The 20,634-nt window shown below is 59.7% G+C and carries 21 protein-coding genes; 9 read left to right on the top strand and 12 right to left on the bottom strand.

Annotated features, from left to right (window positions below; translation table 11 throughout):
• The first annotated feature begins 99 nt into the window (after positions 1–99).
• Positions 100–1,245, top strand: coding sequence for a tRNA dihydrouridine synthase DusB (dusB, locus tag ABRP87_RS09285; protein ID WP_284869487.1), 1,146 nt, complete (start codon positions 100–102; stop codon positions 1,243–1,245).
• Positions 1,246–1,303: 58 nt separating this feature from the next.
• Positions 1,304–2,032: a phosphate signaling complex protein PhoU gene (gene phoU / locus ABRP87_RS09280; RefSeq protein WP_023023809.1), complete on the top strand. Its 729-nt coding sequence runs from the start codon at positions 1,304–1,306 to the stop codon at positions 2,030–2,032.
• 81 nt (positions 2,033–2,113) lie between these two features.
• On the opposite strand, the gene pstB is transcribed toward phoU, so the two are convergent.
• The 5 genes from pstB to mshD form a co-directional block, all read right to left on the bottom strand.
• Positions 2,114–2,887: a phosphate ABC transporter ATP-binding protein PstB gene (pstB, locus tag ABRP87_RS09275; RefSeq protein ID WP_005279626.1), complete on the bottom strand. Its 774-nt coding sequence runs from the start codon at positions 2,885–2,887 to the stop codon at positions 2,114–2,116.
• Positions 2,888–2,938: 51 nt separating this feature from the next.
• Complete coding sequence (gene pstA, locus ABRP87_RS09270) at positions 2,939–3,853, bottom strand: phosphate ABC transporter permease PstA (protein ID WP_349868472.1); 915 nt, start codon at positions 3,851–3,853, stop codon at positions 2,939–2,941.
• A 12-nt stretch (positions 3,854–3,865) separates the two neighbouring features.
• Positions 3,866–4,918, bottom strand: a complete 1,053-nt coding sequence (gene pstC, locus ABRP87_RS09265; protein WP_023023813.1) for a phosphate ABC transporter permease subunit PstC — start codon at positions 4,916–4,918, stop codon at positions 3,866–3,868.
• Positions 4,919–5,053: 135 nt separating this feature from the next.
• Positions 5,054–6,160, bottom strand: a complete 1,107-nt coding sequence (gene pstS, locus ABRP87_RS09260; protein ID WP_023023815.1) for a phosphate ABC transporter substrate-binding protein PstS — start codon at positions 6,158–6,160, stop codon at positions 5,054–5,056.
• Positions 6,161–6,386: 226 nt separating this feature from the next.
• Positions 6,387–7,289 (bottom strand): mycothiol synthase, encoded by a 903-nt coding sequence (gene mshD, locus ABRP87_RS09255; protein ID WP_284772272.1) that lies wholly within the window; start codon positions 7,287–7,289, stop codon positions 6,387–6,389.
• A 33-nt stretch (positions 7,290–7,322) separates the two neighbouring features.
• Between mshD and ABRP87_RS09250 the strand changes: the two genes are divergently transcribed.
• Complete coding sequence (locus ABRP87_RS09250) at positions 7,323–8,147, top strand: LmeA family phospholipid-binding protein (protein ID WP_023023819.1); 825 nt, start codon at positions 7,323–7,325, stop codon at positions 8,145–8,147.
• Here ABRP87_RS09250 and ABRP87_RS09245 read toward each other — a convergent pair.
• Positions 8,144–9,181 (bottom strand): diacylglycerol/lipid kinase family protein, encoded by a 1,038-nt coding sequence (locus ABRP87_RS09245; RefSeq protein WP_156904627.1) that lies wholly within the window; start codon positions 9,179–9,181, stop codon positions 8,144–8,146. The two genes, ABRP87_RS09250 and ABRP87_RS09245, sit on opposite strands and share 4 nt — an antisense overlap.
• 53 nt (positions 9,182–9,234) lie before the next feature.
• Here ABRP87_RS09245 and ABRP87_RS09240 point away from each other — a divergent pair, with 53 nt between their 5' ends.
• Positions 9,235–9,930, top strand: a complete 696-nt coding sequence (locus ABRP87_RS09240) for a heme-binding beta-barrel domain-containing protein (protein WP_023023824.1) — start codon at positions 9,235–9,237, stop codon at positions 9,928–9,930.
• A gap of 8 nt (positions 9,931–9,938) precedes the next feature.
• Here ABRP87_RS09240 and ABRP87_RS09235 read toward each other — a convergent pair whose 3' ends face one another.
• Positions 9,939–10,808 carry an aminodeoxychorismate lyase gene (locus tag ABRP87_RS09235; protein WP_349868470.1) on the bottom strand — a complete coding sequence of 290 codons (870 nt, stop codon included), beginning with the start codon at positions 10,806–10,808 and terminating at the stop codon, positions 9,939–9,941.
• 30 nt (positions 10,809–10,838) lie between these two features.
• Here ABRP87_RS09235 and ygfZ point away from each other — a divergent pair, with 30 nt between their 5' ends.
• Positions 10,839–11,897 carry a CAF17-like 4Fe-4S cluster assembly/insertion protein YgfZ gene (ygfZ, locus tag ABRP87_RS09230; RefSeq protein ID WP_349868469.1) on the top strand — a complete coding sequence of 353 codons (1,059 nt, stop codon included), beginning with the start codon at positions 10,839–10,841 and terminating at the stop codon, positions 11,895–11,897.
• A gap of 141 nt (positions 11,898–12,038) precedes the next feature.
• Positions 12,039–12,236 (top strand): DUF3073 domain-containing protein, encoded by a 198-nt coding sequence (locus ABRP87_RS09225; RefSeq protein ID WP_023023830.1) that lies wholly within the window; start codon positions 12,039–12,041, stop codon positions 12,234–12,236.
• A gap of 66 nt (positions 12,237–12,302) precedes the next feature.
• Here the strand turns inward: ABRP87_RS09225 and purM are convergent, their stop codons facing one another.
• The 3 genes from purM to ABRP87_RS09210 are packed head-to-tail and all read right to left on the bottom strand — an operon-like array spanning position 12,303 to position 15,292.
• Positions 12,303–13,355 carry a phosphoribosylformylglycinamidine cyclo-ligase gene (gene purM / locus ABRP87_RS09220; RefSeq protein ID WP_349868467.1) on the bottom strand — a complete coding sequence of 351 codons (1,053 nt, stop codon included), beginning with the start codon at positions 13,353–13,355 and terminating at the stop codon, positions 12,303–12,305.
• A 25-nt stretch (positions 13,356–13,380) separates the two neighbouring features.
• Positions 13,381–14,877 (bottom strand): amidophosphoribosyltransferase, encoded by a 1,497-nt coding sequence (gene purF, locus ABRP87_RS09215; protein WP_284772266.1) that lies wholly within the window; start codon positions 14,875–14,877, stop codon positions 13,381–13,383.
• Between the two features lie 10 nt (positions 14,878–14,887).
• Positions 14,888–15,292: a sterol carrier family protein gene (locus tag ABRP87_RS09210; RefSeq protein ID WP_239268336.1), complete on the bottom strand. Its 405-nt coding sequence runs from the start codon at positions 15,290–15,292 to the stop codon at positions 14,888–14,890.
• A gap of 33 nt (positions 15,293–15,325) precedes the next feature.
• Here ABRP87_RS09210 and ABRP87_RS09205 point away from each other — a divergent pair, with 33 nt between their 5' ends.
• The 3 genes from ABRP87_RS09205 to ABRP87_RS09195 all read left to right on the top strand — a co-directional run bounded on the left by ABRP87_RS09205 (position 15,326) and on the right by ABRP87_RS09195 (position 18,242).
• Entirely contained in the window at positions 15,326–16,336 is a 1,011-nt protein-coding gene (locus tag ABRP87_RS09205; RefSeq protein ID WP_284772265.1) for an acyl-CoA thioesterase, read from the top strand.
• Between the two features lie 89 nt (positions 16,337–16,425).
• The gene (locus ABRP87_RS09200; RefSeq protein WP_284772264.1) at positions 16,426–17,655 is read left to right on the top strand and encodes an asparaginase; all 1,230 of its coding nucleotides are present in this window, start codon (positions 16,426–16,428) and stop codon (positions 17,653–17,655) included.
• A 38-nt stretch (positions 17,656–17,693) separates the two neighbouring features.
• The gene (locus ABRP87_RS09195) at positions 17,694–18,242 is read left to right on the top strand and encodes a Panacea domain-containing protein (RefSeq protein ID WP_349868464.1); all 549 of its coding nucleotides are present in this window, start codon (positions 17,694–17,696) and stop codon (positions 18,240–18,242) included.
• A 72-nt stretch (positions 18,243–18,314) separates the two neighbouring features.
• On the opposite strand, the gene trhA is transcribed toward ABRP87_RS09195, so the two are convergent.
• The gene (gene trhA / locus ABRP87_RS09190) at positions 18,315–18,974 is read right to left on the bottom strand and encodes a PAQR family membrane homeostasis protein TrhA (RefSeq protein WP_349868478.1); all 660 of its coding nucleotides are present in this window, start codon (positions 18,972–18,974) and stop codon (positions 18,315–18,317) included.
• 167 nt (positions 18,975–19,141) lie between these two features.
• Positions 19,142–20,634 (bottom strand): type ISP restriction/modification enzyme (locus ABRP87_RS09185; protein ID WP_349868462.1); only part of this gene is annotated, 1,493 nt, incomplete at its 5' end.

Below are 20,634 nucleotides of genomic sequence, written 5' to 3'. Positions count from 1 at the left end.
CCATCATTTTGTGACATTCACCCCAATCATGGGAATCCTCGGTAACCACCACCTTGCTGCTAGTTGCTAAATTCCGCCGTTAACGAGCACAATTAGGGCGTGAATTTGCGCATTGGAAACTATGACCTCTCCTCCCCCGTCATCCTCGCCCCCATGGCGGGGGTAACCAACGTCGCCTTCCGCACGTTGTGCCGGGAACAGGAGCTGGCCCGCACCGGAACGGTGTCGGGCTTGTATGTCTGCGAGATGGTCACCGCGCGCGCCCTAGTGGAGCGCAACGAGAAAACCATGCACATGACCACCTTTGCCCCGGAGGAAGATCCGCGTTCCCTGCAGATTTATACGGTGGATCCGGAATACACCTATAAAGCAGCCAAGATCATCGTGGATGAGAATTTGGCCGACCACATCGACATGAACTTTGGCTGCCCCGTCCCCAAGGTAACCAGGCGTGGCGGCGGTTCTGCCCTGCCTTATAAGCGCCGCCTCTTTGGCAATATCGTCTCCGCCGCCGTCAAGGCCACCGAGGGCACGAATATCCCCGTCACGGTGAAGATGCGCGTGGGCATTGATGACGAGCACCATACGCACCTCGACGCCGGGCGCATTGCCGTGGATTCCGGCGCCGCCGCCGTTACCTTGCACGGGCGCACGGCCGCGCAACGTTATTCCGGCGATGCTAGGTGGGATGAGATCGCCCGGCTCAAGGAGCACCTCGCGGACACCGGCGTTCCGGTGCTGGGCAATGGCGATATTTTCCGCGCCGATGACGCCCGCCGCATGATGGAGGCCACCGGCTGTGATGGCGTGCAGGTGGGCCGCGGCTGCCTGGGCCGGCCGTGGCTTTTCGCGGAGCTGGGCGCCGCCCTGCGCGGCGAGTCGATCCCCGCCGAGCCCACCTTGGGCGAGGTCACCCAGGTTATTCTTCGCCACGCGGAACTGCTCGCGCAGCATGAGGGCGAGGACCACGCATCCAGGGACATCCGCAAGCACATTGGCTGGTACCTGCGTGGCTTCCCCGTCGGCGGGCAGGTGCGCGCCGGCTTGGCCAAGGTGGATTCCTTAGAGAGCCTGCGCAAATTGCTGGCGCCCTGGGCGGATTCTGATGCTTTGGCTGCCGATGCCGATGGTGCGCGCGGGCGCCAGGGCTCGCCCTCCAAGGTCGCGCTTCCCGATGGCTGGCTCGATGACCCCGAGGATGAATTCGTTCCGGTCGGCGCTGATATTTATAACTCCGGCGGCTAAACCCACACTGGTGTGACTCAGCAAGCATTTGCGCGGTTTGTGAGCTATCATTTCCTGCATGCGTACTGCCTACCGTGAACATCTGGACAACTTCTCGCACGACCTCATCGTCATGTGCGATACCGTCCGCACCATCATGGATCAGGCCTCCCAGGCGCTGCTCGATTGCGCCCTGGAACCCGCGGAGGAAGCGCTTAGCCTCACCGAGGAACTCGATGAGATTCGCTCCCGCTGCTCCGAACGCGCGGTAAAGCTTCTGGCTCTAGAAAATCCCATGGCCCAGGATCTGCGCCAGGTGGTCTCTTCCATCTACATCGTTGAGGATCTTTTCCGCATGGGCCAACTAGCCCAGCACATTGCCGATGCCGCGCGCCGCCGCCACCCTGAGGCCGTCGTGCCCGCTGAATACCTCGGATTCATGGAAGAGATGTTCCGCCTGACCCAGGAAATGGGTTCGGTGGTGCACGATATTTTGGTCACCCCTGATGCCGAGCTCTCCGTCAACCTGCGTTCCGATGATGATGCGGTGGACGATATTAACCACCACCTGCTGCGCATCCTCACCCAGCGCGACTGGGAAGGAACAGTGCGCCAGGCCGTAGAGACGGCGCAGATTACCCGCTACTACGAGCGCTACGCGGACCACTGCGTCTCCGTGGCTGGGCGCATCATTTACTTTGCCACCGGCCTATTGCCAGAAGAGTTTGAAAGAAAGCTCCAAGAGGACCAAAAGGACGCCGAGTTCGAGGCCCGCATGAGCGAATTAGAGCGCCAATTCCGCCGCTAATAAACGCTAATAAAACTGCCACAAGGGCGGTACCTTCCTGCGCTGGAGGTACCGCCCTTTTCGGACAATCAGAGTCTACCTTTAGCCGAAGCGGCCAGAGATGTAGTCTTCGGTTTCCTTCTGGGAAGGGTTCTCAAAGATTCGGGTGGTTTCATCGAACTCCACCAGGTGTCCCGGCTTGCCGGTAGCTTCTAGGGAGAAGAAGCCGGTCTTATCGGACACGCGGGCGGCCTGCTGCATGTTGTGGGTCACGATGACGATGGTGAAGTTTTCCTTCAGCTCGTGGATAAGATCCTCCACGGCCAAGGTGGAAATCGGGTCCAGAGCAGAGCAGGGCTCGTCCATCAGCAGCACTTCTGGTTCCACGGCAATCGCGCGGGCGATGCACAGGCGCTGCTGCTGACCGCCGGAGAGGCCGCCGCCCGGCTTATCCAGGCGGTCCTTGACCTCGTCCCAGAGGTTAGCGCCGCGCAGGGACTGTTCGGCTACTTCCTTGAGCTTCTTCTTATTCTTTTCACCAGACAGCTTCAGGCCAGCAACCACGTTGTCCTCGATGGACATGGTGGGAAATGGGTTAGCCTTCTGGAATACCATGCCGATGGTATTGCGCACGGAAACTGGGTCGACCTTGGGCCCGTAGATATTGGTGCCATCGAGCAGGATCTCGCCCTTGACGGATGCACCAGGGATGACCTCGTGCATGCGGTTCAAGGTGCGCAGCACGGTGGACTTACCGCAGCCGGACGGGCCGATGAAGGCGGTCACGGCCTGTGCCGGGATCTGCATATTTACGTTCTGTACGGCGTGAAAATCGCCGTAGAAAATATCGACGTCATTGAGCTCGAGCTTAGACATTGTGGAGGTTTCTCCTCTTGAGGGGTGTAAAAGTGGCGGAATCGTGTGCGGCTATTTCTTGACCGAGAACTTCGCGGAAATTACTCGCGCCGCAATATTGAGGATGGCGATGAGGATAACCAGCGTCAGCGCTGCGCCCCACAGCTTATCCAGCACGGCAGGCTGCGCGCCCGCCTTGTACATATCAAGCATCATCAGCGGCAGTGAGGACTGCGAGCCCTTAAACGCATCCCAGTTGATGACCGAGGAGGAACCAACCAAGACCAGCACTGGCGAGGATTCACCCATCACGCGAGCAATGGCCAGCATGATGCCGGTCACGATGCCAGACAGGGCTGTCGGCAGCACGATGCGTGCAATGGTCTTCCACTTGGGCACGCCGAGAGCATAGGAGGCTTCGCGAAGGTCCATGGGAACCACGCGCAGCATCTCTTCGGTATTGCGCACCACGATGGGGATCATCAATAGGACCAAGGACAGGGCGACGGCAAAGCCGGAACGTCCAAAGCCGAAGAGCGTGATCCACATGGCGAAGATGAACAGCGCGGCCACGATGGAGGGCACGCCGGACAGGATGTCCACCATGAAGGTGGTGATGCGGCCGAGCCAGCCACCCTTGGAGTATTCCACCAAGTAGATGGCGGTGAAGATACCGATCGGGATGGAGAGGATGGAAGCCAGGGCGGTTTGCACGAAGGTACCGACGATGGCGTGGGCGGCACCGCCGCCTTCGGCGCCATTCATCACGCCGCGCTGGGACAGCGTCCACCAGTCAGCGGAGAAAATCACGCCGCTACCGCGAGCAATGAGCTCCCACAGCACCCAGATCAGAGGGACCATCGCCAAAGCCATAGCGCCCCATACAACGACGGTGGCAATGCTATTGGCCGCCTTGCGGGAACCGGAAATTTCCAGGAAGGTTGCCCCACCAGCGGAGGCGGGCTTGTTATTTGTCGTAGTAGTCATTGTTGTCCTTCCTTACTTGCTCTTCACGATGGCGCGGGCAATGGCGTTGACGACAAACGTCAGCAAGAACAGCATCAAACCGGCGGCGATATAGGCACCGGCGCGCGTCTCGTTACCGAACTCGGCGGCCGCGAGGGCGATGGCCGTGGCGAAAGTGGTACCGCCATCGAAAAGCGAGAAGCGGAAGTCCACCAGGGGCGAGACCACCATGTACAGCGCCATGGTCTCACCCAGAGCGCGGCCCAAGCCCAGCATGGAGCCGGCGACGTAGCCGGACATGCCGAAGGGCAGGACGGTCATGCGGATGACTTCCCAGCGCGTAGCGCCCAGTGCCAAGGCGGACTCGATCTGGCCCGGAGGCGTTTGCACGAAGACCTCGCGGGCGGTGGCGGCGATAATCGGCAAAATCATCACGGCGAGCACGATGCCACCGGTGAAGAGGTTGCGGCCGGTAGCAAAGGCGGGCGAATTATCGTAATGAGTAAACAGGAAGAACCCACCGGCCCAGGACTCCATCCAGGTGTAGAAACTGGACAGGGCTGGGCCAAGGACCTGCCAACCCCACAGGCCGTAGACGATGGACGGCACTGCGGCCAGCATGTCCACCAAGAAACCCAGTGGCTTAACCAAGCGGGCCGGGGCGTAGTTGGACAAGAAGATGGCAATCGCAAGCGCGACTGGCATGGCCAGAATCAGCGCGAATACCGAGATGAGGACGGTGGTGCCGAACATGGTCGGGATACCGAACTTCATCGCAGAAGTATCGGTGGTCTCCCAGCGTTCACCGTGGGTGAAAAAGCCCAGTAGGCCATTCTCGTTCACGCTGAGCGCGGGGACGGCACGCCAGATGAGGAAGGCGGCAATCGCCGCGATCATCACGGTAATCAGCGTGGCAGAGGCCGTGGAGAGGAATTCGAAAATGCGGTCACCGGGGCGCTTGACGGAGCTACCGGAGCTGGAGGTAGCCAAGTCAGTCTCATTATCGCCACGGGTATGAGGCTGTTCGGCGCCAGAGACGGGAAGGGCCTCCGAGGTCGATGCCTGGGTGAGATTATTGTCTGCCATGAGACGTACTAATCCTTATTTGAAGTGAAACAAAGGGACATGCGATGTACATGCCTGCGCCCCCAAAGCGCGTCTCGAGGGCGGCAGTGGGGGCGGGCGGAATGTTATTTCGCGAGGTAAAGCGGGGTTTATGCGTTACTGCAGTGCGTCAACAGCGCTCTTCAGGCGGTCAAGGTGGTCACCCTTAACTGGGATGAAGCCCTGCTCTGCCAACTGGTCATCCTGGTGATCCAGAACGTCGTTGAAGAAGGTCTTGACCAGTTCAGCGGTCTCGTCATCGTAGCCAGCGGAGCAGACGATATTGTAGGTGGTCAGGATGAGCGGGTATGCACCCTCAACATCGGAAGCGAAGAGAGCCTTGGAGTCAACGACCATGTCGTTCTCAGAAGCGGTGTCCTTGAACTCCAGGTTCTCCAGTGCCTTGTTGACGGTGTCGTCATTCAGCTCAACCGGGCCGTTGCCAAAGTCGATCTTGGCCTTCTTGACGCCGTCAGCTTCCTTCTGGTCAGCGAAGCCGGCCTCAACGTAGGTGATGGCACCCTCGATGTTTGCTACCTGGTCAGCAACGCCGGAGGAACCGTTTGCGCCCTCACCTACAGCGTCAGGGAACTGCTTGCCTTCGCCGTCCCAGTTACCGGTGGAGGCGTTCAGGAACTTCTGGAAGTTATCGGAGGTACCGGACTCGTCAGAGCGGAAGATGACGTGGATGTCGGTGTCCGGCAGGTCTGCGCCCTCGTTATCAGCGGCGATGGCCTCGTCGTTCCACTTCTTGATCTCGCCCTTGAAGATCTTGGCAATGGTATCGGTGGAGAGGTTGATCTCTTGGTCACCCAGGTTATAAGCAATGGCAACCGGGCCGATGGTGGAAGGCAGGTGCCATGCGTCGTTGCCGTCGCAACGCTCCTTGGCGGCCTCAATCTGGCCGTCGTCTTCCTTCAACGGGGAGTCAGAACCAGCGAAGTCTGCCTGGCCGTTGATGAAAGCCTCAACACCCTTACCGGAACCGGAAGCGGTGTAGGACAGGTTTGCGTCTGGGTTGTCCTCTGCGAAGGCGGTGCCGAAGTAGGACATTGCGTTCTGCTGGGAGGATGCGCCCTCACCAACAAGCTCGCCAGCGACGCCGCTGCCGTCGGAGGAACCCGAGGAGTCAGAGGAGGTGTCCTCAGAACAAGCTACGAGAGCGGTAGAGGTAGCGACCACGAGGCCGAAGATAGCGGCAGAGCGCTTGAAGTTGCGAATCACGGGAAAACCCTTTCCGGTGCAGATCAGAGATTGATTGTCCGAGGAAACCGCATCCCCATAAAAAAGGGGAACTTACATCCCACGTCCGCTCTTCGGAAGCGGGGTGCAGGTGCGCAGGTGCGGCTTTCTCACAATCAGTAAAGCTAACCGGAGGAATTAACCAGCAGGGTGCCGTGAGGTAAACAATTAATGAACAAGCTAGAAAGTTGACATGACCTTAATCACACTAGCCCCAGACGACATGCTCTTCATCAACGGAAAAGCCTAGGCGCTTGTAGGCCTTCAGTGCCGGTTCATTGTCCGCTTCCACGTACAAAATAACCCGCTGAGCTCCCTTTTCTACCATGCGGCGCAGGCCAATCTGCAGCAATGGTCCGCCTAATTTTTGGCCGCGGTACGCCTCCGCAAGGCCCACCACGTAGACCTCGCCAAAACCGGGATCTTCCTCCTCGTGCCACTTGGTCCAGTGGAAACCGGCCAGGGTCGGGTGCCCCTGCTCTTTCTCGTCCCAGAAGAACAAGACATCCCGGGGATCAAACCACTCGGCCTCCATGCCGCGGTGCAGGCGCTCTAAATCCCAGCCGCCTTGCTCTGGGTGCCAAGAAAAGGCCTCGTTATTAACGCGCAGCCACTCGCTTTCCACGGTGTCCTTGCCCCACTTGTCCACCGCCTCGCTGTAATTAGCGGCCTGCAGCGGCAGCTCGCCTACGTGCGCCGCGCTATCTAGATCGCTGCCATCGATGCCCATGACCACAAGGGTGCGGGTGACATTCAAGTCGCGGGATTCAGCCAAGGCTTGAGCCGGTTTGCCATTGCCATGTGCCCAGGTCTCGAGATTGGTGGTGGCGTTAGCGGTGGCATCGTAAAGCGCGGTGCCATAGCCCGTGCCGCGATAGTCTGGGGCAATAAAAAGTTCCGCGGTGGAATCCTCGCGACTCGATACGCCAATGGGTTCGCCGTCCAGCCAGGCAACCAAGTGCTTATGGTGCAGGCGCTCATCGCGCAGGCCGTTGAGGAATTGCTCCGAAAGCGGGGCGATACCATCGGCCTTTTCCGCGTGCGCTGCCAGTTCTTCCAGGCTGCCCGCCAGCTCTGGGGAGGCGGGGAGGTTTTCTTCGGTGATATTCATGGTGTCCATAATACGTAGGCTAAATTTGAAGGCGTGAGTGTAGTCAAAGTCGACCGGCGCATTGTCCACGTCCTCATCCTGGTGGGCGTGGTCTTTGCCGCATGGGTGGCCGATGCCTGCGTGGCCATGCATTCTGAGCACAAGATTGCCCAGGAGGTAAAGGAGAACTCGCGGCTGGAAAACTCCCCCCAGGTGTATATCGGCGGCACCCCGTACCTGTTGGCGGCAGGCTCTAAAGAAATCCCCTACTTGCAGGTCAAGGCGCTCGACGTGGAGGTTCCCAAGCTGGGCATGGTCAATGCCTCGACCGTGCTGCGCGATATCACCGTTACCCCTGAGCAGGTAGTAAACGGCGATATTGAAGGCGCGCCCGTATCCACATATTCGCGCGGCATTTCCCTGGACGGCGTGGCGTTAGGGCGCCTTCTGGGCATTACCGATCTCTCCATTGCCAACCCGGATGATATTTCGCCCTCCGGCGGCGTTTCTGCCGAGGCAGAGCTTACCGGCACCCTGCCCGGCGATAAGGAAAAGTCCACCGCGATGGTCACGCTGCGGCTAGTGGGCCCGGAGTTTCGCATGGAGGTCTACGGCACCGATGATCCGCGCCTCAAGGAGGCGTTTTCCCTCAACTTCGATACGCGCGAGCTCCCGCTGCCGGCGCAGGCCACGATGGTAAGGCTGCAGGGCGGAACCCTTTACTTTGAGGTCCAGCGCCGCAATATCAAGGTCCAGATGGCTCAGCTATCCCCGCTGGAAATCGAGGGTTCGGAGCAACGGGCCGTTGAAGAGGCCGAAAAGAAGGCGGCCGATACCGCCAATAAGGTAGGTCCTGCCCCAGATGAGGACGAATCCTAACGAAGGCGAATAAAGTCCCGCAGCACTTCCTGCACGGAGCGCTGGGCCACCTGCCGCCTGTCTTGCGGCGCGTAGACCTCGATGGCATCGGCCACAGAGGTCAGCGTCACGTGGCGGAAGGTCCCCTCGGATTCGCCATCGGCCTGGAAGCGCTGCGGGGAGTGGCAATCGAGTTCGACGCGCTTGGCATCATCAAAGCCTAGGGTCTTCTCCTTCACCAGCCGCTTGAGCCAGCCGTGCTTATCGGCACCAAAGAGGTGCAGCAGGCCGATGACCCCACGCACGCCACTGAGCTTTTCTAGGCCGAAAAGCGCCAGCCCCTCATCAAAGGAATTGCGCGGGTTGGTCACCACCGGCAAGGGGCCCAAGAAAGTCCAGGGGTTGGTATTAGACGTAAACAAGAGTGGGAAATCCTTCTTATGAAGCGTCTGCCCCAAGCGGGATTCCGCGTGCACCGTGATCTGTGGCGGGTTGCGGCGAGCCCGCAACCAAGCCCGAATGGCCACGTTGAGGTAGCGCAGCGGGGTGGCGGAAAAGCCTTGTTCACGGGCGCGGTCCACGCGCGCGAGGACGTCCGCATCCATGCCAAAACCGGCGTTGACGGCAAACCAGCGTTCGTTCCAGGTGCCCAGGTAAATGGTGCGGCGCAGATCGCGCTCTAGCATGCGGGCCAAAACGTGGGTGGCCTCGACCGGCGTATTGGGAAAGCCGAGGGCACGGACGAAGACATTCGCGGACCCGGTGGGGATGACGGCGAGCGCCGGCACCTCGTGCGGGCTGGGGATATCTTCACCGGCTGGGCCCAGCAGGCCATTGACAATCTCATTGACGGTGCCATCGCCGCCCACGGCAATGATGACATCATAATCATCCCTGGTTATCCCCCGAACGATGTCTTCTGCATGCCCTGGGTAATGGGTGAATTTCACCAATAGGTGCATGCCTTCTACGGCCCGCAGGGCGGGCACGATCTGGCGAAAGAGCCCGTTGGATTGCGAGGTCGAATTGGGATTGGAAATCATCAGCGCATGCACAACGGACCAGTCTAGTAGTTAAAGCACCCCCGGCACGACTAGGCTGGACGCCCATGAGCGAAAATAACGAGAATACCAATACCCCGAACGTCGAGACCGCCGCTGCGTCCCACCCGGAAAACACCTCCGGCGCGCTCAATGGCAATGATGCGGTCAATCAGGCCGCCGAGCAGTGGAAGGATGCGGCCAGCCACAATATCCCCGCCATCGAGCTTGGCGATGCCCCCGTTCCCGCCGATACCGCCAACCTGCGCCAGGGCCCGTCGCTGCACGATGGATTGCTAGGACTCCTCCCCCTCGTCGGCGTCTGGCAGGGCGAGGGCCAAGCCCACGACACCGATGGCAGCGAATACACCTTTGGCCAGCAGCTGGTCGTCGCCCACGACGGCGAGAATTACCTGACCTTTAGCTCGCGCACCTGGAAGATCGATACCGAGGGCAAGCCGCAGGGCCCGTCTACCCGCGAGACCGGTTTCTGGCGCATCTCCGCCAAGGATGAAATCGAGGTCACCTACACCTCTTCAACCGGCATCGTGGAAATCTTCTACGGCGAGCCCTTCAACGAGCGCGCTTGGCAGCTCGAATCCGCCTCCACCATGGTCACCGAGACCGGCCCGAAGAACCTGGGCCCCGGCAAGCGCATGTACGGACTCATGCCCAATAACAACCTGGGCTGGGTAGACGAGCGCATGGTCGATGGCGAGATGCGCCCCTATATGTCCGCCGAGCTCACCCGCATCGCAGGCTAAGCAGCTGGCTAGGCCCCTAGCGCGGCATCAATAAGCCCCCGGATTTCTTCCTCGTTATCCGGGGCTTTTAACGTTTTTTCATTCAGCTTGGTCACCCGCACCGCTACGCGCACGGAAGAGACCAACCACACCGAGTCGAATTTTTCTAAGTACTCCACCGTCAGCGGCTTGGCCTTGCAGCGATAGCCGCGATCCTGGGCGTAATCAAAGAGCGCTGCCTGCGTGGTGCCGGGCAAAATGCCGCGGCCGGCGGCAGTGCGCAGCTTCTTTCCCCGCACCGCCACCACGGTAGAGGTAGCGCCCTCTAAGATTTCGCCGGTATCCGGATCCGTCAGGATGAGATCATCGTACCCCTTGTCCTTGGCCATGCGCAGCATCGCCATCGTCGCGGCGTAGTTGAGCGTCTTGGCCGGTAGCTCTTCGGCCACGTGCCACAGGCGCGGGCTCGTCATGACGGTGACGCCGGTGGTGCGTTGGCGAAGCGGGGCATCGCCAAGCGGCTGCACCGTCACCCACGCTGTGGGCACGCCGGTCGAAGCCCGGCCGCGGGTATAGGTCCAGGTGCATTTGGCATCGGGAAGCTCGGCATCGGCGCCGCAATAATCCGCAATCGCCAGCCGGGTCGCCTCTTCCCACTTATCCATCGGCGGCTCCGGTAAGTCGAGCGCCCGCGCCGAATCGCGGAAGCGCTGCGCGTGGCGGGCAAGGTTGGCCGCCTTACCGTCGCGAACCAAAAGCGATTCAAAAATGCCATCGCCGCGGGTCACGGCGGCATCATCAGCATAGACCAGCGGCAGGGAGGGCGAATGCTTGCGCACCGACCCACCAAAAGGTTCCACGACGTAGATGACCGGCTCTTTTCGTGGGGAGGGTTTCATAGACTCGATTATGCCCTACCATCGGTAGATGTGAGTTATTCTTCGCCACTTCTTCAACGCGCCGGTGCCGCCGAGCACCAGGACGCGACTGTACTCGATGCCCAAGGTGTGGCCTGGCACTATGGCAATCCCCTCGGGGAACAGCGTGCGGCCGAGACCATAGCCATCGACCGCTCGCAGCGCCGCGTGCTGCGCGTCAGCGGTGCTGATGCGCCGGGGTTTCTTAATAACCTGCTCTCGCAGAAGCTTGACGATGCCCCCTCCGGCTTCTCCGCCGGTGCCCTCGACCTGGATATCCAAGGCCACATTTTGCACCACATGGATATCACCCGCGCGGGCGAGGACTTCTACCTCGACCTGCCCGCCGCGCAGTTCGAGTCTGCCCAAGACTTTTTAACCAAGATGGTCTTTTGGTCTGAGGTCACGGTCGAAGAAGCAGATATCGCGATCGTGACATTGCTGGGTGAACCCGATATTCCCACCCCACCCACCGTAGTCTTTTCCCGCGAGGTGCAGTGGCCGGGAATCAGGCGCATTGACCTGGGCATTCCGCGCGAACAGTTGGTGGAATCCATGGCCGCCCTAGAGGCAGAGGGCGCGCGGCTTGCCGGGCTCATGGCCTTTACCGCCGAGCGCGTGCGCGCCCGCGAGCCGGAGCTCGCCGCAGATTTGGATAAGAAATCCATCCCGCACGAGGTTCCGCAGTGGATTAGCCGCAGCGATGCTAACCCCGCCCACGTACACCTGAATAAGGGCTGCTACCGCGGCCAAGAAACCGTGGCCCGCGTGGAGAACCTGGGCCGCTCTCCTCGCCTCTTGGTGCTCCTCCACTTGGACGGATCCGCGCCGGAGAGGCCGAATGTGGGCGATGACATTACATTCAATGGCCGTAAGGTAGGTCGCATTGGAACCATCGTGGATGACTGCGACTTCGGCCCCATCGCCTTGGGTCTAGTAAAGCGTTCTGCGCTGGATGCAGGCACATTGGAAATCGGCGATACCGCGGCGTCGATTGATGCATCCTCCATCCCCGAAGATGAGGGCCCCAAGGCCGGGCGCGAGGCGGTAAACCGGCTGCGCGGGCGGTAGATTTTCCACTCATCGGGGGGCCGGTGCGGAATTTTTTCGTCACACGCGCTATTGTGTCTTACAGGAAGATACACAATTGACAAGCCGATGGGGCGCCCAAGAATCCCTGGAGCGCCCTACTAGCCCAAGGGGGTCATGCACATGGGACGCGGACGCGCTAAGGCAAAGCAGACCAAAGTTGCACGCCAGCTCAAGTACAACTCACCCGAGATGGATATCGAGTCCCTTCAGCGGGAACTCGCTGCTCAGCAGGAGGGTGACTCCCACGACTACGAAGAGGATGATCCCTACGCCGAGTATGTCGACGAATGGGATGAGGACAACGACGACGAGCGCTAATCTTCCGCTCGCCGGATAAATCCACAAAAGGCCTTAGGTTTTTAACCTAAGGCCTTCCTCTTGTACCTAGAAGTTTGAGTGTTCGCCCTGCATGATAACGCGCGGTTCTTCGCCGTCTGCTTCGCGGACGCTGCCCAGCTCCCACGCGTCGATGTGGCGGGCAGTGAGCATGGCCAAGGCGCGGTCGCGGTCCTCCGGATTGACCACGGCAATCATGCCCACGCCCATGTTGAAGGTCTTTTCCATCTCCGCCAGCTCGACCTTGCCCATGGACGAGATGAGCTTAAAGATCTGGCCCGGATTCCACGTGGAGCGGTTGACCTCAGCGCTCAGGCCCTCTGGAATAACGCGCTCCAGATTGCCGGCCAACCCGCCGCCGGTGACGTGGCAGAAGGTGGATACGGAGCATTCCTGCGCCAGCGCCAGGCATTCCTTGGCGTAGATGCGAGTGGGTTCCAAAAGCTCCTCCCCTAGCGGGCGGCCGAGCTCTTCCACGTACCCGTCTAGCGGCATGCCCGCCTGCTCCAGCAAGACGTGGCGCGCGAGCGAGTAGCCATTGGAGTGCAGCCCAGACGAGCCCATGGCGATGAGTACATCGCCCTCGCGCACGTTGTCTGGGCCCAACACGCCATCGGCCTCAACCACGCCGACGGCGGTAGCGGAGACGTCGTATTCGTTCTCCCCCATCATGCCTGGATGCTCGGCGGTCTCGCCGCCGAGCAGCGCAGCGCCTGCCTGCACGCAGCCCTCGGCAATGCCCTTGACTACCTCGGCTACCTTTTCCGACACGACCTTGCCCACGGCGATGTAGTCCTGCAGGAATAGTGGCTCGGCGCCGCAGACGACTAGGTCATCGACGCACATGGCCACCAGATCGATGCCGATGGTGTCGTGCTTATCCATGGCCTGCGCAACGGCGAGCTTGGTGCCCACGCCATCGGAGCCGGCGGCGAGGATGGGTTCCTTGTAATCGCCCAGCTTGAAGAGCCCCGCAAAGCCGCCGAGGCCGCCCATGACCTCCGGGCGGGTGGCGCGCTTGGCGTGTGGGGCAAATAGGCTTACCGCGCGGTCGCCTTCTTCGATATTGACGCCGGCTGCGGCGTAGGTGTTGTCACTCATGTTTTTAAAAGTTCCTTAAGTGTTTTTATTGGGTTCCGAGCAGGGTGCGCACGGCATCAGCATTGGCGTTTCCGGCGGGAAGGCCAAGGGGGTAATCGCCGGAGAAGCAGGCGGTGCACAGCTCGGAGCGAGGCTGCTCGGTGGCGGCGACCATTTCATCGATGGAGACAAAGCCCAAAGAGTCAGCGCCGATGGTCTCGCAGATGGTGGAGCAAATCTCTTCCGGGTCATCGGACGGACTGGCGTTGGCAATGAGCTCGCCGGGCGAAGCGAAGTCGATGCCGTAAAAGCACGGCCACTTCACCGGCGGGGAGGCAATCCGCACGTGGACCTCGGCGGCGCCGGCCTCGCGCAGCATGCGGATAAGCGCGTGCTGGGTATTGCCGCGCACGATGGAATCATCCACCACGACGAGCTTTTTGCCGTCGATGACCTCGCGCAACGGGTTGAGCTTTAACCGGATGCCCAACTGGCGCAGGGTCTGCGTGGGCTGAATAAAGGTGCGGCCCACATACGCGTTTTTCACCAAGCCGTGGGCGAAGGTGATGCCGGATTCGCGGGCGTAGCCCACCGCGGCCGGGTTGCCGGATTCCGGTACGGGGATGACCAGGTCTGCATCCTCAACCGGGTATTCGCGGGCCAGGCGGCGGCCGATCTCCACGCGGGAGGCGTTGACGGAGCGGCCCTTGATATCGCTATCCGGGCGGGCCAAGTACACGTACTCGAAAACGCAGCCGCTGCGCTTGACGGGCGCGAAGTTTTCAGAGCGGATGCCGGCCTCATCGATGGCGACGAGCTCGCCCGGCTCGATTTCGCGAATAAATTGCGCGCCACAGATATCCAACGCGCAGGTTTCGGAGGCAACAACCCAGCCCTTGGCCAGTCGGCCCAGCACCAGCGGGCGCACGCCTTGCGGGTCGCGCGCGGCGTACATGGTGTGGCCATCGGTAAAGGTCAAGCAGAATGCGCCCTTCACCCGCGGCAGGAGCTCGCGGGCGGAGTCGAAGACGGAGGTGGTGTCATCGACGCCATCGGCAAGCAGCATGGACAAGCACATCGAGTCAGAAACCGATTCCTCGTGCGGCTTAATCAGGCCGCGCTCGACGGCCTCTGCACGCAGCTCGAGGTAATTGACCAGGTTGCCGTTGTGGCCCAAGGCAATATCCACGCCCGTAGAGGAGGTGGAAAACATCGGCTGCACGTTGGACCATTCCTTGCCACCGGCCGTGGAATAGCGCGTATGGCCCACCGCCACATTGCCGTTTAAGGCAGAAAGGGTCGATTCATCGAAGATATTGGCCACCAGGCCCATGTCTTTGAAGACGACGATGCGGTCATCATCGCCCACCGCAATGCCGGCGGCTTCTTGGCCGCGGTGCTGGAGAGCAAAAAGGCCAAAGTAGGTAAGTTTGGAGACTTCCTCCCCGGGAGCCCAGACGCCAAAGACGCCACACTCTTCGCGGGGTTCCTCCTCGTTACGATCGTCAAGGTCAGTGATACTAGGAGTATGTACTTCTACCACGGCGTTTATATTAGCGCGTTGGGCCGTCGAAAACTAACGGAATGATGGGCAACCACTGTGCAATCTCCCCTGAACGCGACCCGGAAGCATCGATGCGACCTGTGTTTTTGACCTCGTCCCAGTCCGTGACACCGGTGGCCAAACGCAGCCAAGTCTCCGCATCCATTTCCACCACATTGGGTGGGGTGCCGCGCGTATGACGAGGGCCTTCAATGCACTGCACCGCAACAAATGGGGGTACGCGCAGCTCCACCGAGTGCCCCGGCGCGTCGGCTTCGAGGGTGCGGGCGGTGCGACGGACGGCATCGGCAAGCAGGGCCCTGCCTGGCTTTTGTTGCCCGTCCGGGTCCTGAATCCAATCCTTGATGGCGATGACTGCCGCGCGCGTGGCGGCGGGATCTACGGGTTTAGGCATAGCCACAGCATAGCTACTGTTATCTTATTGTTTATGTCACCTACTGACGCTGCTGCGGAAACCCAAAAGTCCCCTACCCTTACGCTGCGCTTTATGGCATCGCCAACCGATGTCACCATGGCCGGCGCCCCCGGCATCAATGGCGGGCGCGTGCTGGAGTGGATCGATAAGGCCGCCTACGCCTGCGCCGTGCAGTGGTCCGGGCAGTACTGCGTGACCGCCTATGTGGGCCATATCCACTTCACCCGGCCCATTCCTTCCGGGCACATCGTGGAGGTGCGCTCGCGCATCGCGATGACCGGCCGGTCTTCCATGCACATCATCAACGAGGTGCTTTCTGCCGATCCCCGCGAGGGCATTTTCACCCGCGCCTGCGATTGCCTGGTCATCTTCGTGGCCAAGGACCCCGAAAGCGATAAGACCACCCCGGTTCCCACCTTCGTGCCGGATACCGATGAGCACATGCGCGTGGCCGAGGCCGCGAAATCCCGCATCGAGCTGCGCAAGGCAATCGAGCTCGAGATGGACAAGCAGAGCTACGATGGGCCTTCCGATGCCCCACGCATGGTCAATCGTTTCCTGGCCAAGCCCACCGACGTCAACTGGGGCGGCAAGGTGCACGGCGGCACCGCGATGCAGTGGATCGATGAAGCCGGCACCGCCTGCACCATGGAGTGGTCCGGCGAGCGCACCGTTTCCGTCTATGCCGGTGGCATCCGCTTTTATAAGCCCATTTCCATCGGCGATCTCATTGAGGTCGATGCCCGCATGATGCGCACGGACCGCCGCTCCATGCAGATGTCCATCCACGTTCGCGCCGGCGATCCCCGCGGCGGCCGCGATAATCTCAAGACCGCCATCCACGCCACCGTGGCCTATATTGCCCTGGACCGCGACGGGCAGCCGCTGACCGCGCGCACCTTTACCCCACAGACGGAAGAAGATATCCGCCTGGCCGAGCACGCCAATATCTTGCGCGAGCTGCGCGGCGAATATTCCCCGAAGCCGCTCATCGTGGCGCCGCACTACCAGCACGTGGATTAAATTTTCAGCACATTTTCTTTTGTGCGGCGCCTGCGCACCAGCGTGGTATTAAATTGGTTACTGAGACCACGCTAGAGAAATGAGTTGATATGTCTAACCCACGCCTGCGCCGCAGGGTGCAGTACTCCGCCGCATTAGTTGCCTCCGCAGTGCTGCTGGCCTCCTGCCAGAACCCGGCCAACCAGGAGGATAAAGATGAGGCTTCGGCTACGCCGACGACTACCTCTTCTTCTACTTCCGCGGAAAAGACCTCAGAAGCATCTTCCACAGCATCGAGTTCTAGTTCCGCTACCAGCTCCAGTAGCGCCAGCAGCTCCGCCACAAGCTCTTCCACCACTTCCGCCAAATCAAGCGGCTCCCACGCCAAGCAGCGCTCCGAAATCGAGGGGCATGTGGTGGTGCTTTCTACCGGCGGCACCATCGCCAGCACCCACGATGACAAGGGCGCGGAGGTGCCCACCGTAAAGGGCTCTGATTTGGTGGACCCGCTGTACTCCGAGTTCGACAAAGACAAGTTGGAGCTTGAGGTCAAAGACATTGCCAACCTGGATTCTTCTGCGATGACCTTGGCCGATACCGATAAAATCATCACCGCCGTACAGGAGCAGCTAGAGCGCGATGACGTCGATGGCGTCATCGTCACCCACGGCACCGATTCCATGGAAGAGACCGCCATTGCGCTCGACACTTTCCACGACAGCGATAAGCCCGTCGTACTCACCGGCGCAATGCGCCCGTTCGATGACGATGATCCAGACGGCCCAGAAAACCTCGCTACCGCGGTAGAGACCGTCACCAACTCGGACTATGCCGGCCACGGCGCATTCATCGCCTTTGGCGGCAAGGTGATCCCCGCCCGCGGCGCGTTTAAATCTGATACGGAAAAGGCCGATGGCTTTGCTACCAATAGCCAGGAGAAATTCCCAGAACGCCCCGAGCCGCTGAAGTACGCTCCGCTTGGCGATGTCCGCGTGGACATCATCGCCGCCTACCCCGGCGCCCCAGCGGATCTCATTGAGCAATCCTTGGCCAAGGGCGCGCAGGCCATCGTCATAGAGGGCATGGGTTCAGGAAATATCGGCCCCGATCTGGCTACCGCCGCCATGGAAGCCGCCAAGTCCGTTCCCGTCGTGCTTACTACCCGCGTGGATCACGGCCCCGTCGAGGGTATCTACGGCGGCGCCGGTGGCGGTGCCACGCTTGCCGATGCCGGCGTCATCCCCTCCGGCAACCTCCGCGCACCCCAAGCCCGCATGCTGCTCGCAGCCGCGGTTGCCGCGGGAACGGAAGCACAGAAGCTCTTTCCCACTGCAAAATGAGGCCGTATACTTTAACGCGAAACTGAAAGGAGGAGAGCATGGCTGAAATTTTTGACGTTGGGCAGTACATAACTGAACGCATTCCCAATGTGGACAAGCTCAAGCTGTACAAGCTGTGCTACTTCTCCCAAGGCTGGCATCTGGCGTGGACGGGCCGACCGTTATTCCAAGCGGAGTTTCAAGCGTGGCGACATGGCCCTGTTTCCCGCGAACTGCGCACTCAAACCTGGCAGGTAGCGGGGGATGAAAAACCCTGGCCAGTGCCCTATGTTCCCGGTGGTCAGTCCGACAATCTCAGCACATACGAACGTGAAGTAGTAGATAGCATCATTGCGTTTTACGGCGGAGTTGAATCGACCCGGCTTCCCGATTTGAGCCACGGCCTTGCCTGGAACGAAATCCTCCAAGAGTTCTCCCAGGCGATGATCTCCGGCGCGCCCACCCCGCGACCTCCGCTACAACCAGCAGAAGTTCTTTTGCCTAATGTTGACCTCGACGGAGACGTGGATGAACACTTAGCCTCGCCGCAGGCCAAGGAAATCGAACAAGACTGGTGGGAGACTTTCCGGATTCTCGCTGACCGTTAACCAGACGGGTTTGCGGCAAGGATTGATCATCCTGGCTCATGCCGTCCAGTTCAAGAACAGGACACTTGCGACCTAGGCAGCGCCAACGACCACTTGCCATACCGCCACGAGGTGCACCACTGCCGCCGCGATGGTCGCGGTGTGGAAGTGCTCGTGATAGCCGTAGTAGCGCGCATTGCGCCCAGGCCACTTAAAGCCATAGACCAGCGCACCTACGGAGTAAACCACGCCGCCGGCCAGCAATAGCCAGACCACTGATGCGCCGGCATCACTCCACAGCGTGGGTAGTAGCGGCAGCACCAACCAGCCCAGCGCTAGGTACACCACAACATCGAGCCACCGCGGGTGCTCAATCCACACTAGGTTCAAAATCACGCCCAAGATCGCGCCCGCCCACGCAATGGCGAGCATCCATGCTGCCTGCGCTGGGGATAACGCAATCAAACACAACGGGGTGTATGTGGCGGCAATGAATACCGCAATCGTGGCGTGGTCCGCCCGCCGCCACCATTGCACCGCTCGGGGGCTAGGCCACGGATAGCGGTGGTACAGCGCCGAGACGCCAAAAAGCCCTACCAATCCTAGGCCATAGACGGTAACGCCTAGACCCTGCCACCAGTGCAGCGTCATCCACGCATACGTGATGAGAACGGTGGAGGCGATCACCGATAGCAACGCCGCCAGCGCATGACCCCATCCACGGGTCAGCGGCCGCTCGCCGCGATCCGCCATCCAATAGGTGCGCTGCACCAAGCCTTCTTTCAAGGGATGCTCCCCCACCTCTTTTGTTCCTTCAGCATGTATCTGAGCCACAGCGATACTTCTTTCTCCCACCAGAGCTAAGTTACGTTACCGTAAGTCTACTGAGGGAAGTAAAGAGCTTCAAGGAAAAGGAGAATCTAATCCTTTTCGCCAGAATCCATCCCATCTACGATCCGCACGGTTTCCATCGCCACGCGCGTGACCTTGCCAATCAAATCGACGATATAACGTGGGTTACCCACCTCATCGGCCAAATCATTCGGGTCATTCACAATTCCGGAAGCCTTGTCCTTCTTCACCTGGTACCGGTCAATCAACCACGCCACCGCAGAGCGCGAGCCCAGCATGTACTTATCCGCTTCCGCTGGAATACCAGAAATGGTCACCTGCTGGTTGTAGATCAGCTTCGTCACGTCGTTGACGTTCTTGCCCGTTTCCAGATCCTTGCGCTTGGCCCACTTCATCTTGTGCACACGCCAGGTCTCCCGGTCGGACTCATCACCTTTGATCTGAATATCCAGCGGCCACGGTTCCACGGACTCATAATCCACGTGCAGTGCCATCAGTTCCTTGCCAGCCGCAGCAAACTTATCGAACTCCGCACGCGAGGATGGCGTCTCAATATGCGGCAGCATCTTCTTCAAATCCGCCTCATACTTCGTACGGTAAACGGGGTCATGTAGTTTGCCATAGACGAAGTGAAAGACGTCATCACCAGATACATCACTGCCCAGTGCATCTCGGTAAATCTGCTTAATCCCATCCGTGATGTTATCCACGCGCACATACCCGTCAACGACCTCGCCAATCTGCCCGTAGACACTGGGCTCGTTTTGCTTGACGACGTTCCCTTCACCGAACAGACCACCGTCCTCGACGTCAACTGAAGCCCAAGTGAAGCGTGGGAAAAATTGGGATCCTTCAGAACCATAAAAGTTCAGGTCGGGTATCTGGTCAACGGCGAAAACGGTAAATGGTTTGCTTGCACCGACGGTCGGCTGTAAGAACCCAATGTTGGAGTGATTCGGTGTCGGGAAAATTGAGGGGAGCTGATATCTACGGTGATTCAACTGCTCATCAAAATATACTTTTTGTTGGCAAAAAGGTCGGTACAAACTCTTCGTATGGTATCCAGTTTTATTTACCTCGAGTCTACGGTCAAGCTGAGATTGAAGACTGGATGACCATTTACTTCGAGTCGGATCTACAAACCAAGGTTCGCTGTTTAGAAATTCTTTCGCACTTTGACCTGACTGAATCGATTCAAGAGCTTTGTTATACGTCGCTTTTAAAGTAGAGACAGTTTCACTCAGAGTATCTTCCGAGAATGAATACACCCAAGCATCTCTGTTTGTCTGCAATCCCGCAGAATATTTTTCAAATACAGTTGTAGAATTACCGTTTTTCTCTCCTATAACTGGCCAAGTTTCAAACTCCTCTGACCGTTGGTTTAGCCAATCACCCTCTTTATTCGGCTCGATCGATTGCCAACTAAGGTTTTCGATAGATGCACTTGTAATTGCGTCTAACTTGTCACCCTTAGAGGAATTGTCCGAGCGTGTCAAGTTGTTTGTGTGTGGGGTTAGGTTTATAGGTATTTGTCGAAGCGGTCGGGAAAGGCCACGGCCAT

This window comes from Corynebacterium sp. KPL2830 (genome assembly GCF_040225635.1).
GTDB lineage: Bacteria > Actinomycetota > Actinomycetes > Mycobacteriales > Mycobacteriaceae > Corynebacterium.
Note: the sequence above shows the minus strand (reverse complement) of the source record. Positions and strands in the feature narration are given on the sequence as shown.